We start from the raw sequence: 12,486 nt of genomic DNA, 5'->3' as shown, positions 1-12,486 counted from the left end.
ATTATTTATTAATGGCACAAATAGAATATAAAGACTTACTGGATGCTGGTGTTCATTTTGGACACTTAACTAGAAAGTGGGATCCGAGAATGGCTCCGTATATCTTCATGGAGAAGAACGGAATCCATATCATCGACCTTAACAAAACGCTTGTTTGCCTAGACGAAGCATCCAACGCAATCAAGCAGATCGTACGCTCAGGTAAAAAAGTCATGTTCGTAGCTACTAAAAAGCAAGCGAAAGACTTAGTAGCCGATGAAGCTCGAAGACTTAACATGCCTTACGTAACCGAAAGATGGTTAGGTGGTATGTTGACTAACTTCGCCACAATCAGAAAATCTTTGAAGAAAATGTCTTCCATCGACAAGTTGATGAAAGAAGAAGCTTATCTGAACTTAGCGAAGAAAGAACGTCTAATGGTCACAAGACAAAGAGAAAAGTTGGAATCTGTATTGGGCGGTATTGCTGACCTGACTAGACTTCCTGCTGCTTTGTTCGTAGTAGACATCAAAAGAGAGCACATCGCTATAGCCGAAGCACAGAAGCTTGGTATCCCTGTTTTCGCATTGGTAGATACGAACTCTAACCCGAACGAGGTAGATTTCCCTATCCCATCCAATGATGATGCATTCAAATCAATCTCTTTGCTCGTAAAAGCGTTTGGCGCAGCTATCGAAGAAGGACTTTCTGAAAGAAAGAGAGATAAAGAAGATGCTAAACTCACTGAAGAGGAGGAAGCAAAAAAAGCTGTGGACGCTGAGACAAAAGAGTAATCCACTACTTTGAAATAAATTACAAAAGATTGAACATCAGGTTTACCCCTATGTTCAATTTTTTGTTTTACTACTTGATTACATAACCCTGTCTATCCGTCTTGGCAGACTGACAAGGCTTGAAAAAATATAGAAAAAGTTTAATCTAATAAATTGACTAAAAAATGGCTATTACTGCACAAGAAGTAAATAAATTAAGACAAATGACTGGAGCCGGTATGATGGACTGTAAAAAAGCCCTTACTGAAGCTGAAGGAGATTTCGAAAAAGCTATTGATATCCTTAGAAAAAAAGGACAAAAAGTATCTGCTTCTAGAGCTGATAGAGAGACTAAAGAAGGTACTATCGTAACGCACGTAAGTGCTGACGGTAAAACTGGAACTTTACTTTCATTGACTTGTGAAACTGATTTTGTGGCTAAAAATGAAGAGTTTTCTGCTTTCGCAAATACACTTCTTGACCTTGCTACATCAAACAATGCTACTTCAGTAGAGCAAATCTTGGCATTGCCATTCGAAAACATCACTACTGCTGAGAAAATCATTGAAATGACTGGAAAGATTGGTGAGAAAATCGAAATTTCCCATTATGAAATCGTAACTGGTGAAGCTGTTGTTCCTTATATTCACTCCAATGGTAAATTGGGTGTATTGGTAGCTTTAACAAGCACTAGCGGTGCAGACGTTGAAGAAGCTGGAAAAGATGTAGCAATGCAAATTGCTGCTATGAACCCAGTAGCTGTTGATAAAGACGGTGTGGATGCTACTACAGTAGAAAGAGAAATCGAAGTGGGTAAAGACCAAGCAAGACAAGAAGGTAAGCCTGAAGAAATGCTTGAAAAAATCGCTTTAGGTAAACTGAACAAGTTCTACAAAGAAAACACTTTGTTGAGCCAGCAATTCGTGAAAGATAGCAGCCAAACTATCGCTCAGTACCTGGATAGCGTAAGCAAAGGAATGACTGTAGCTGCTTTTAAGAGAATTTCTATAGGATAATTCTTTTTAGAAATAAGACTTAAGACACAAGACTTAAGACAAAAAAGCTGACCCTTTGCAGGGTCAGCTTTTTTTGTTTTACCATTTCCTTGCTTTGTAATCAAGGTGGATGAATATATTAAAATTGGATTTCAGGTCAGAAAGTTTGACCTCGTATAGGTCGAATGTTTATAGAAAAGAACTAAGACGAGCTATTCGACCCCGTCGGGGTCGTACCTTTGATTGGCTGATCGATGTTATAGACGTGTGATCCCTTTGGGATCAAGGAAGAGGTGGGCATCAAGATTGATTTGATCCTAGAGAAAAGAAAATCTTTGTAATATCTAGACCTGTCAGGTTTTGAAAACCTGATAGGTCTTTTCAATCCTAAACTCCCAAAACGATAGAAGCTTCGATATCTAATTTTTTACTAATTTCTCTGGCGATTTTAAGCGTAGGCTCACTTTTTCCATTTAAGTACTCACTGATTCTTGAGGTACTTACCCCAAGATATTCAGAGAGAGATTTTTGTGTTAAGCCTCTTTCTTGCATGCGCAGCCTTATAGCTTCTGACAAAGTTGGGGTTGGAATGGGATAGTATTTCTCTTCATAATCTGCTACTAAATCAGAAAGCAAGTTCAATTCAATGTAACTTTTGGATTCTGAGTTTTCTATATTTTCAGGATTGGAAAGTAACTCTTCTACCCTATTTAAGATTGCTTGATATTCTTTTTCGGATTTAATCATGTTTTAAATATTTTGAATATCCTGTATTTCATCATATTCTGCGTGTGTACCAATGAATCGGATATAAACCTTTTTGGCATTGAATGAAATTATAGCAATCAGCCGATAATTGTTCCCCTTGATACTGAAAACAAAACGATGATTCCCTACATAATCAACCGAATTGAAATCTTTTTTGATATCATTTAGAGAGTTCCATTCTTTCTTACTTGTAGTAGAATACCTAAATCGCAATGGCAATTCAGCATCAGCATGCTTTTTTACAAATTCCTGTATTCGTTTATGAGTAACGATCCTCATTAAATTTTTATAAGAATAAATTATTCTATATTACAAAACAAAGTTACGAAATATGTAATTAATTTATTATGCTGTAACTACTCAGGTACATTATTTACTGACCAATATTCAAGTATTTGGAGTCTTGTTGCCCTCTGTGGTGTATTGATGCGTATTTGTATGTGAATGTACGAAAATCAGCTTTAAAGTTGGTTTATCCACATTTTTTTGTGGGGAAAAACAGCGTGGATTATTGGTATTCATGGGATTATGTGCTGATATTCAGGAAACATTTCTATAGTATATTGGACCACAGGGATACGCTTATTCAGGAACTGATCAAGATGAACCTCCAGCTTATGGAGCAGGTCAAGTCTTTAAAATCTAGGGTATCCGATTTGGAAAATGAGCTTGCCCGTTACCGTAATCCCAAAAACAGCCGCAACAGCTCGGTTCCCCCTTCAAAAGACGAGAACCGCCCCAAAAAAAATCAGAGTCTCCGTCAGGATACAGGGCGCAAAACCGGCGGTCAGCCTGGACACAAAGGCCATACCCTTGAAATGACATCCTCCCCGGACATAATAGAAAACCACATCCCTTTATTCTGTACCTGCTGTGGTGGTGATCTGTCGGCGGTTCCAGCAGAACTGTCCTCCAAAAGACAGGTCCTGGATCTTCCTGTGATTAAAGTGGTATGTACCGAGCATAGAATCTTTTCCAAAAACTGTTCCTGTGGAGAAAAGATCAGTGGGTCATTCCCTGACAATATCAATGCCCCCATACAGTACGGGAGCGGTGTTGAAACCATTGTCGGTTATCTGCATGCCAGACAGTATGTTCCCTATAGAAGGATGAAAGAACTTCTCAGGGACTGCTTCGGTATTAATCTCAGCGAGGGGAGTATCGATAACATTATCGGTAGGTTTGCCCGCAAGTCTGCACCAATATATGCAAAGATAAAGACGGCAGTCTCTAAAAGTCCTGTGATAGGAGCTGACGAGACTGGGGCTAAAGTGGATGGAAACAAACAGTGGGTCTGGACTTATCAGACCGAGGAACTCACCCTGTTAGCTATATCTGAATCACGTGGACTTAAGGCGATGAATACACATTTTCCCGATGGGTTCGGAAAGGCAGTATTGTGCCACGATGCATGGAGGGCATACTTCAACTATTCGGAAAACCTGCACCAGCTCTGTTGTGCACATCTGCTTAGGGAGCTCAACTACATTGTTGAACGCTATAAATCTAAATGGGCTGACAGCCTTAGGGCCCTGTTCAGGGAAGCTATCTCACTGAAGAGAAAACTCAAAAAACTACCAGATCCAGAGAATAGCAGGAGTATTGCTTCCATTGAAGAGAAGATGGATAACCTACTCGCCCAACCTGTAGAGTCAAAACATAAAGAAGCAGTATCCCTACAAAAAAGACTCCTGAAATACAGAAAGTCACTTTTTACTTTTCTCTATCACCAAAAAGTACCACCGGATAACAATGCCTCTGAAAGAGCCATACGCAACATCAAGGTGAAACAAAAAATATCAGGACAGTTCAAATCCAACAATGGAGCTGAAAACTTCTGTGTTATAAGATCCGTCGTGGATACCCTGATCAAACGTTCGGGAAATATCTTAGAAAATCTAAATCATATAGCTAATTTACAACCTGAGTAGTTACATTATGCTTATTTACTCATTTTAAATCCTAAAAAAGACCTCGTAGAGGTCATATGTTTATAGAAAAGAACTAAGACGAGCAATTCGACCCCGTTGAGGTCGTACTCTTCGTGGCATGTTCGATGCTATAGACAAGTGATCCCTTTGGGATCAAAGGAAAAGTTGAAATCGAGATTGATGTAATCGTTAAAAACTGAAAATCTTCGTAAAAGTTAGACCTGTCAGGTTTTGAAAACCTGACAGGTCTAACAAACTATACTCCCAAAACAATAGCATCATACTCCATTTCAGACTTTATCATAACTTAAACCCAAGCCTATAATTCACCATCAAATAATAGGGCCAATAACCTTCAAAAGAAGACATGCTTACTCCTAGGGTATTTCTTCGATTGATATTTTTTCCTTGCCAGTCGAAGGTCACTTGTGTCACATAGCCTAACCTAGCAAACCTTTCTACCAGCCAAACACTATCATATTCTCCGAATTCATTCAAAACCCAGCCACCATGTACTCCATCTCCTCCGTACTGAAATGATGGACCAAAGCCAAGCCCGATTCTAAAATCCTTACTCGTCTTAATCACATCATATTGGAACCTGACATCGGTGAAAAAGCTTGAAACAAATGTTTCCGTGTTTTCACCATTCATTCTTGATTCCCAATAACCACCACCAAGGTCAAAATCTGCAACAGATGCGAAATAAGTCAAAGAAGGATTGATTGAAAATCTAGGCGTGGCATAATAGCTCAATTCATTCATGAAATTAACAGCCCAAAAACCCCAACTTCCTTCAATCGCAGGCCCTGCCCCTATTCTGTAGATCAGTTCTTTATCTTTACTTTCTTGGGCTATAGCACTGGAAACTGATACACATAAAAATGCAAAAACAATTAATACTCTTTTCATTTACTCAAATTTTAATGACACATTTAATTTAAAAAGCTCCCTAGAAATAAATCCAGAGAGCTTTCAGGTACTTTTTAATTAAAATTGATAGGTTAGTCCAAATGAAAATTGAAATAATTGGTAATCAAAATTCATACTTGGAACTCCATAGGATGCGTCACCTTTTAAATAAATTTGATTATGCAACTTAGTCATCAAATATGCTCCAGTATAAAAACTAGGAGTGGCACTTCGGCTAAAACCTATACTTTCTTGAAAATTAACTTTATTTCCTTGTTCATCTCGATCCCATGAAGTAAGTATTTCATCGACTCCATTACGATAATTTCGTAGGTATTCAGCTTGAATACCCAAAACAAATCTTTCAGTTTGAATAACATCGTATCCAAGTTTAATTTGAAATTGGCGATAGTCTCTTTCTAAATCATTGAAATCGTCAAAACGCTCTAGAAGATCGGAACCTCTGCCGTAGAATTCACCGAAACCATAAGCAACTCCCAAGTTGAGTCTGTTTAAAACATATCTTGTATATCCGATATTGATTCCTGTTGCCTTTACTGATTCTGGACCAATTGTATTTGCCCCTCTATTTTGAAAGGTGTTAATTTCAAAACGGTTTTTTTTCACATCTTGTGCAAATGAAACCTCTTGAAAAAGAAGAAAGACAAACAGAAAAAAAACTAAATACTTCATAATTTAATGTCTTGTTCTTAAAATAAATTCTGCAACATTTTGACGAATTACAGGATATGTATCACCTTCAACAGTTCTAGTTATCAAACTTCCACTATTATCAAAGGCATCTCCCTGAATATTATAATTATCATCAAGAACAAAGCATTTATTGAAATTCATATATGAATCTGAATTTGGATTCCCTAATAATCTTAGTTCTTTGGATATGGTAAACTCTTTTATTGGTATAGTAAGTCCATCTTTGCTTATTTTCAAATCTCCTGAAATACTAAAACGTGTGGATGGACGCTCTACTGCCCAAATTAAATAAAAATTTACTGATTCGTCTGGTAACTGAGAAGTTAAAACTGGACCAGGCTGCCATCTTCCTTCATTTGCATGCCTTCTTAGTATTTTATAACCAGTAAGAGGTTTTGTGATGTTATCATTTAAGTTTGGTTGACCTGAAGGATTGAATCCAGAAATCTCTCCATAAACAAGCCACAAATGAACAAAATTGTTATTTGGCCAACTTCTGACACTTTGAATCAATCTCCAATCAGGCATACTCAAGGTATATCGGGACCCTTCAACAAGATCAGAACATTGTATTTTTACAGATTGTGCTGTTGGTGGTGGAGTAGTACTACCCCCTCCCCCGTACCATTCATCTCCTGGATCAAGGATAGCATCATCTTCAAAACTTCCAAATACTACTGTAGGATTATCCATAGCATATTCATCATTAGCATATACCATTTCATTGGTAAAATAATTTACACCTGATTTTCTAAATTGAATAAAATTACCATCATCATTTATGTTTAACTTAACACCCGGGGTTTCGCCCTTCCAATCTGGATCTTTAGCCAAACCTTCTAACTCCATTTCTTCTGTCCACCAAGAAACTGTAAGTTCAGTAATTGATTCTGGTTCAAAATAACCGATCATATATGGAGCCAACATGCTAATGTTATTTTCATTGATAAAATCAATCAAATCTTGTTCATCAAAATTCTCTTCCTGAGCAACACGATGATTTTCTGCATTTTTATAAAATGCACTTACAATTGCGGAATTCTGTCTCGTATTTGGATTTTGATTTGTTTCCAATAACGTTTTTAAGCTGTAAGATATGTCTTCTTCATATTCGTCCGCTTTAGCCAAATCAAATAACTCTCTAATTGCATCAGGATCTTTAAATACCTCCCCCATAAATAGGGTTAATTCTTTAAGCTTATTTTCATAAGCAACTGGATCTTGATCTTTGAGCATTGTTTCAAGACCCTCTTTTAATTCTTCTTGTCCATTTTCTTGACAAGAACTAATAGCTACTAAACCTAAAAATAGGATAGATAGATAGATAGATAGATACTTTTTCATAAAAGTGTACTTTTTTGTTAATTAATTTATTCGTCATCAAGATTAATTGAAAATAACATTAGTTCCAAATAATATTTGAAATATTTAACAACGGAAAAATTCTAATTAAAAAGTATTCATCGCATAAAATCAGGTTTTATAGTCTAAAATCATTCATTTATATATGATTTTATTGAGGTTGTGTTTTTGAAAAATTTTTAGTCTACAAATGAAATAAGCACAGTGGAGAAGCTTTACTAGTTTACTGTGCTTTTAGATTCTAAAATTACAAAGTTCAACCTCCTTGATTCTTGGGACAGGCACTTCGTAGTGGATTTCTTTTGAAACAAGCTTTTATCCTCCACGCTCTGTCCATTGAAAATCCATATTACTTCTTAAAGAAATGTTCAATCAAAATACCTAGTTGTATTTATACCAAACAAATGATAACCCAATAGAATTTCTCAAAAACCCAGGAACAAAGATTGAATTTTCATAGAGTAAATTCATTATTTAATCCTCCAATCTAAGGTTAGTTAATTAAGCAAAACTGAACTAATAAATCCCCAATCTATACTATTTCCAAATGTTAAACTTTCAGAAAGAATCCAAACTTGGCTAATTTCAAGAAGTCCATCAGTTAAGAAGGGAAAGTATTAATTGAAATCCTATAAAGAAAATGCCCTCAATCGAAATCGATTGAAGGCATTGAAAGTTTAGAAATTGAGATGATTCAAAATCAAATTGTCTATTCAATTTTGACCACTAAAACCTGTAGCCAACTCCTAGCGACATATTAGTACTCCACCAATCATAATTCAATTCTGGAATGCCAATTAAGTAATTTCCGCGCAAAAAGAAACGCTCGGAAAAGTTAAAAATTCCATATGGCCCGAAGAATCCGCCTGACACATGTGCCCTTCCTAATGTAACACGACGAGGATCATCTCCCGGTTGGCCCGGTCCTCCAGACCATCTATCGATAATTGCATTATATGAAAACCTTTGGAATTCAGCCTGGACACCTAATATAAACCTTTTCGTTTGAATTGGTTCAAATCCCACTCTAATATGGTATTGGGTGTAGTTTCTATTACTTTTAAATTCATAGAATTCCTCAAAAGCACCATTATAACCTTTTCCATTAAAGTCCCCGAAACCCAATCCTGCTCCTACATTCCATCTTTTAAAAAAATACCGATCATAATTAAAACTAATCCCATAATTAAGCATACTACTTACAGGAATTTGTCCATCATTGCTTGCATTTCTAAAAGTTGAAATCTCAAAGCTGTTTTTTTGAAGGTCTTGTGCTTTAGCCAATCCAATAATTAGGAAAGCACAAACTACCAATACTGTTATTTTCATATTCATTATTGTCTAATTCTCAAAGCAAACTGGGCTACATCCTGTGTGATAACTGGGTACTCCTCACCATCAATGTTATTTTCATTGATAAAATCAATGAAATCTTGTTCATTAAAATCCTCTCCCTGAGTAACGCGATGATTTTCTGCATTTTTATAAAATGCACTTACAATTGCGGAATTCTGTCTAGTATTTGGATTTTGATTTGTTTCCAATAACGTTTTTAAGCTGTAAGATATGTCTTCTTCATATTCGTCCGCTTTAGCCAAATCAAATAACTCCCTAATTGCATCAGGATCTTTAAATACCTCCCCCATAAATAGGGTTAATTCTTTAAGCTTATTTTCATAAGCAACTGGATCTTGATCTTTGAGCATTGTTTCAAGACCCTCTTTTAATTCTTCTTGTCCATTTTCTTGACAAGAACTAATAGCTACTAAACCTAAAAATAGGATAGATAGATACTTTTTCATAAAAATATTTTATAGTTAAGAATTTAATATTTCCAATGATAGATGAAAATAAAATTAGTTGCAAATATTTTTTGAAATAATTAATAACGGAAAATCCTAATTAAAAAGTATTCATTGCATAAAATCAGGTTTTATAATCTAAAATCATTCTTTTATATATGATTTTATTGAGCTTGTATTTTTGAAAAAATTTTTAGTCTAAAAATAAAATAAGCACAATGAACAAGCATTACTTGTTTACTGTGCCTTTTGATTCTAACATTACAAAGTTCAACCTCCCGTACCGATAGCGGTACTCGGGACAAGCGCTTTGAGGTTGTTATACTACTCATCAACTTCAATCCCCAGGTTGGAACCCAGGGCTTCAAAGTTAAACTACTTCGTAGCTGTTAAAAATTACTTCTAACATCTCGTCTCAAGCTTCTATTTTCTTATATCTTGATTCTTGTATCTTTTGTCTTGCCTCTCGCTTCATTGCATCCTCCAGCTAAAAACAAAACTCAGCGCACTTTTACTTCTATGCATCTTTGTGCAAGCATTTCATCCTTCACCCTTCTGAATTCATTCCGCCACGGCGGACAAGCTCTTTATCCTTTATCCTTTATTCATCAGTTCCTCAATCTCCTCTGCTTCTATCGGGATATTGCGCATCAGGTCGAAGTAGCCGTTGTCTTGGATGACGATATTGTTTTCTAATCTAATCCCCAAACCTTCTTCTTGAATGTAAATCCCTGGTTCTACAGTGAAAACCATCCCTGGAGTTATCGCTTCGTACATCGTTCCTACATCATGAACATCTAATCCTAAATGGTGAGAAGTGCCGTGCATAAAGTATTTTTTGTAAGCAGGCCATTTTGGATCTTGGTTTTTGATATCTGTCTGGTCGATCAAGCCCAAACTAACCAACTCAGACTGCATAATCAATCCAACTTCTTTGTGGTAATCCTGAATATTCACACCAGGCCTTAAGATATCCATAGCTGCACTTTGTACACGCAAGACAGAATCATAAACAGCTCGCTGCCTTTTGGTGAATCTGCCATTGACAGGGATCGTCCTTGACATATCAGCATTGTAATTTCCATATTCCGCTCCCACGTCGAAGAGGATCAAATCACCATCCTTGCATATTTCTTTGTTTTCGATGTAATGCAACACACAGGCATTTGCACCAGAAGCGATGATGGGTTCGTAAGCAAAACCTTTACTTCTATTTCGGATAAATTCATGGATAAATTCCGCCTCGATTTCATATTCTGTAACACCCGGCTTCACAAAAGAGAGGATTCTTCTAAAGCCTTTTTCAGTAATGTCACAGGCGATTTGCATCTGATTGATTTCCTCCTGCTCCTTTACTGCCCTCAATTGATGCATCAAAGGTGCTACGCGATGATAGGTATGAAGCGGAAATCTCTCTTTGCAAGTTTTGATAAACCTTGAATCTCTACTCTCTACCTGTACATCTGCTCGCAGGTGTTCGTTGGTATTGAGGAATACATTTTCGCTCAGCGACATCAAGGTATTGAGCACCTGATCAAAATTGGCTAGCCATTGAATATTTTGAATTCCTGATGCTTCAAGTGCTTCGTCTTTGGTGTATTTGTGCCCTTCCCAGATGGCTATATGTTCGTTTGTCTCTCTTAAAAAAAGTACTTCCCGCATATCAGGATTGGGAAAATCAGGACAAAGGATCAAAATGGACTCTTCCTGATCAATTCCACTCAGGTAAAAAATATCATTATTCTGCCTGAACCGCATTGTCCCGTCAGCATTGGTTGGCATGATGTCATTCGAATGAAAAACAGCTACAGATTTCGCTGGCAATTTCTCGGTCAACTTCTTGCGGTTTTTGATATAAAGCTCTTTTGGAAGTGGGTTATATTTCATATTGTCTCTTATTTTTTACTTTCTATTTACAAATATAATTTTCTAAGGCTTAAAACTTGGAATTACACTAAAATTGAACCGAAAACCATTAAAACTATTATATTTTTGTACATTAATTGCGAAATCATTACAAATGCAATACAACCTCAAAGAACTATCAAACGGAATCAGAATCATTCACATGGAAGTGCCTCACACGAGGATGGTTCATTCGGGATTTATATTGAATATTGGAAGTAGGGACGAGTCGAAAGAACAAGAGGGACTTGTTCACTTTTGGGAGCACATGGCCTTTAAAGGTACCAAAAAGCGCAAAGCCTTCCATATTATCAACCGTTTGGAATCGCTAGGCGGTGAACTCAATGCCTACACCACGAAAGAGAAAGTATGCTTTTACGCCAGTATTCTAAAAGAACATTTCAATAAAGCTGCTGAGTTACTTTGTGACATTACCTTCAACAGTACATTTCCAGAAAAACAAATCGAAAAAGAAAGGCAAGTTATCTTAGAAGAAATGGCGATGTATCGGGATTCTCCAGAAGATGCCATTCAAGATGAATTTGATGAATTGGTTTTTGAAGGGCATGCTTTGGGTCGTAACATCCTTGGGACGGAGGAAACGGTAGGAAAATTCAGTCAGCAGGACTTCTTTGATTTTATTTCCAGCAGAATGGACACGACAAATATTGTTTTTTCTGTGGTCGGAAATATCAGTTTCAAGAAAGTGCTAAACCAAGTCGAGGGATTTCTTTCAGCTATCCCTGCAAAAAGGAGTCTATACATCAGAAGTGGCTATTCGCAATATGTCCCAAAGACAAAAGTGATAGAAAAAGATATCAGTCAAGCTCATTGTGCTATTGGGAAACCTGCCTATTCTATCTACGACCCAAAAAGATTTAAGCTTTATCTATTGAACAATATTCTTGGTGGGCCGAGTATGAACTCAAGACTCAATCTTTCATTAAGAGAAAAGCATGGCTATGTATATGCCGTGGAATCTTCTTTTCAAACTTATTCAGACACAGGCTTCTTAGGAATATTTTTCGGAACGGAAGAAAATACGGTGAAACGGGCAAGCAAGCTTGTACTCAAAGAAATGGAAAAACTTCGAACTCAAAAGCTAGGAACCATGCAGCTTCATATGGCCAAAGAACAAGCGATAGGTCAAATGGCGATGGCAGAAGAAAACTATGCTGCTTTGATGTTAGTTTTCGGTAAAAATCTTCTGGATAAAGGCAGAATTGATTCGCTTGACAGTATCTTTGGGATGATTCGTGAAACTACTTCTGAAGAACTTCAAGAAATAGCAAACGAAGTATTTGCACCTGATCAATTGAGTTTTCTAACCTATTTACCCAAATAA

Annotated in this window: 12 protein-coding genes; 4 read left to right on the top strand and 8 right to left on the bottom strand. The window is 36.7% G+C overall.

Going from position 1 to position 12,486, the window contains the following annotated elements:
* Positions 1 to 11: 11 nt before the first annotated feature.
* Together rpsB and tsf are read left to right on the top strand one after the other, a co-directional pair.
* Complete coding sequence (rpsB, locus tag BELBA_RS09195; protein ID WP_014772439.1) at positions 12 to 773, top strand: 30S ribosomal protein S2; 762 nt, start codon at positions 12 to 14, stop codon at positions 771 to 773.
* Between the two features lie 164 nt (positions 774 to 937).
* Positions 938 to 1,768, top strand: coding sequence for a translation elongation factor Ts (gene tsf / locus BELBA_RS09190; RefSeq protein ID WP_014772438.1), 831 nt, complete (start codon positions 938 to 940; stop codon positions 1,766 to 1,768).
* 366 nt (positions 1,769 to 2,134) lie between these two features.
* Here tsf and BELBA_RS09185 read toward each other — a convergent pair whose 3' ends face one another.
* Both BELBA_RS09185 and BELBA_RS09180 read right to left on the bottom strand, forming a co-directional pair.
* The gene (locus BELBA_RS09185) at positions 2,135 to 2,494 is read right to left on the bottom strand and encodes a helix-turn-helix domain-containing protein (RefSeq protein ID WP_014772437.1); all 360 of its coding nucleotides are present in this window, start codon (positions 2,492 to 2,494) and stop codon (positions 2,135 to 2,137) included.
* Between the two features lie 3 nt (positions 2,495 to 2,497).
* Positions 2,498 to 2,794, bottom strand: coding sequence for a type II toxin-antitoxin system HigB family toxin (locus tag BELBA_RS09180; protein WP_014772436.1), 297 nt, complete (start codon positions 2,792 to 2,794; stop codon positions 2,498 to 2,500).
* A gap of 209 nt (positions 2,795 to 3,003) precedes the next feature.
* On the opposite strand from BELBA_RS09180, the gene tnpC reads away from it, so the two are divergent.
* Entirely contained in the window at positions 3,004 to 4,446 is a 1,443-nt protein-coding gene (tnpC, locus tag BELBA_RS09175) for an IS66 family transposase (RefSeq protein ID WP_245531063.1), read from the top strand.
* 300 nt (positions 4,447 to 4,746) lie between these two features.
* Here tnpC and BELBA_RS09170 read toward each other — a convergent pair whose 3' ends face one another.
* The 6 genes from BELBA_RS09170 to BELBA_RS09145 form a co-directional block, all read right to left on the bottom strand.
* Positions 4,747 to 5,358: a hypothetical protein gene (locus BELBA_RS09170; protein WP_014772435.1), complete on the bottom strand. Its 612-nt coding sequence runs from the start codon at positions 5,356 to 5,358 to the stop codon at positions 4,747 to 4,749.
* A gap of 78 nt (positions 5,359 to 5,436) precedes the next feature.
* Positions 5,437 to 6,051, bottom strand: coding sequence for a hypothetical protein (locus tag BELBA_RS09165; RefSeq protein ID WP_014772434.1), 615 nt, complete (start codon positions 6,049 to 6,051; stop codon positions 5,437 to 5,439).
* Positions 6,052 to 6,054: 3 nt separating this feature from the next.
* Positions 6,055 to 7,416 carry a hypothetical protein gene (locus BELBA_RS09160; RefSeq protein WP_014772433.1) on the bottom strand — a complete coding sequence of 454 codons (1,362 nt, stop codon included), beginning with the start codon at positions 7,414 to 7,416 and terminating at the stop codon, positions 6,055 to 6,057.
* A gap of 744 nt (positions 7,417 to 8,160) precedes the next feature.
* Positions 8,161 to 8,763, bottom strand: coding sequence for a hypothetical protein (locus BELBA_RS09155; RefSeq protein WP_014772432.1), 603 nt, complete (start codon positions 8,761 to 8,763; stop codon positions 8,161 to 8,163).
* Positions 8,764 to 8,768: 5 nt separating this feature from the next.
* Positions 8,769 to 9,236: a hypothetical protein gene (locus BELBA_RS09150; RefSeq protein ID WP_014772431.1), complete on the bottom strand. Its 468-nt coding sequence runs from the start codon at positions 9,234 to 9,236 to the stop codon at positions 8,769 to 8,771.
* 594 nt (positions 9,237 to 9,830) lie between these two features.
* Positions 9,831 to 11,123 (bottom strand): aminopeptidase P family protein, encoded by a 1,293-nt coding sequence (locus tag BELBA_RS09145; RefSeq protein WP_014772430.1) that lies wholly within the window; start codon positions 11,121 to 11,123, stop codon positions 9,831 to 9,833.
* A 133-nt stretch (positions 11,124 to 11,256) separates the two neighbouring features.
* Here BELBA_RS09145 and BELBA_RS09140 point away from each other — a divergent pair, with 133 nt between their 5' ends.
* The gene (locus BELBA_RS09140; protein ID WP_014772429.1) at positions 11,257 to 12,486 is read left to right on the top strand and encodes a M16 family metallopeptidase; all 1,230 of its coding nucleotides are present in this window, start codon (positions 11,257 to 11,259) and stop codon (positions 12,484 to 12,486) included.

Origin of the sequence: Belliella baltica DSM 15883 (genome assembly GCF_000265405.1) — a bacterium.
In the GTDB taxonomy this organism is placed as follows: Bacteria; Bacteroidota; Bacteroidia; order Cytophagales; family Cyclobacteriaceae; genus Belliella; species Belliella baltica.
This window is presented reverse-complemented; position numbering and strand designations above follow the sequence as displayed.

What these genes read in the sequence shown, in the direction of transcription:
- BELBA_RS09155 (WP_014772432.1), bottom strand. Translation starts at nt 8,763, where the DNA reads ATGAAAATAACAGTATTGGTAGTTTGTGCTTTCCTAATTATTGGATTG.
- BELBA_RS09165 (WP_014772434.1), bottom strand. Translation starts at nt 6,051, where the DNA reads ATGAAGTATTTAGTTTTTTTTCTGTTTGTCTTTCTTCTTTTTCAAGAG.
- BELBA_RS09180 (WP_014772436.1), bottom strand. Translation starts at nt 2,794, where the DNA reads ATGAGGATCGTTACTCATAAACGAATACAGGAATTTGTAAAAAAGCAT.
- BELBA_RS09160 (WP_014772433.1), bottom strand. Translation starts at nt 7,416, where the DNA reads ATGAAAAAGTATCTATCTATCTATCTATCTATCCTATTTTTAGGTTTA.
- BELBA_RS09145 (WP_014772430.1), bottom strand. Translation starts at nt 11,123, where the DNA reads ATGAAATATAACCCACTTCCAAAAGAGCTTTATATCAAAAACCGCAAG.
- rpsB (WP_014772439.1), top strand. Translation starts at nt 12, where the DNA reads ATGGCACAAATAGAATATAAAGACTTACTGGATGCTGGTGTTCATTTT.
- BELBA_RS09140 (WP_014772429.1), top strand. Translation starts at nt 11,257, where the DNA reads ATGCAATACAACCTCAAAGAACTATCAAACGGAATCAGAATCATTCAC.
- BELBA_RS09150 (WP_014772431.1), bottom strand. Translation starts at nt 9,236, where the DNA reads ATGAAAAAGTATCTATCTATCCTATTTTTAGGTTTAGTAGCTATTAGT.
- tsf (WP_014772438.1), top strand. Translation starts at nt 938, where the DNA reads ATGGCTATTACTGCACAAGAAGTAAATAAATTAAGACAAATGACTGGA.
- BELBA_RS09170 (WP_014772435.1), bottom strand. Translation starts at nt 5,358, where the DNA reads ATGAAAAGAGTATTAATTGTTTTTGCATTTTTATGTGTATCAGTTTCC.
- BELBA_RS09185 (WP_014772437.1), bottom strand. Translation starts at nt 2,494, where the DNA reads ATGATTAAATCCGAAAAAGAATATCAAGCAATCTTAAATAGGGTAGAA.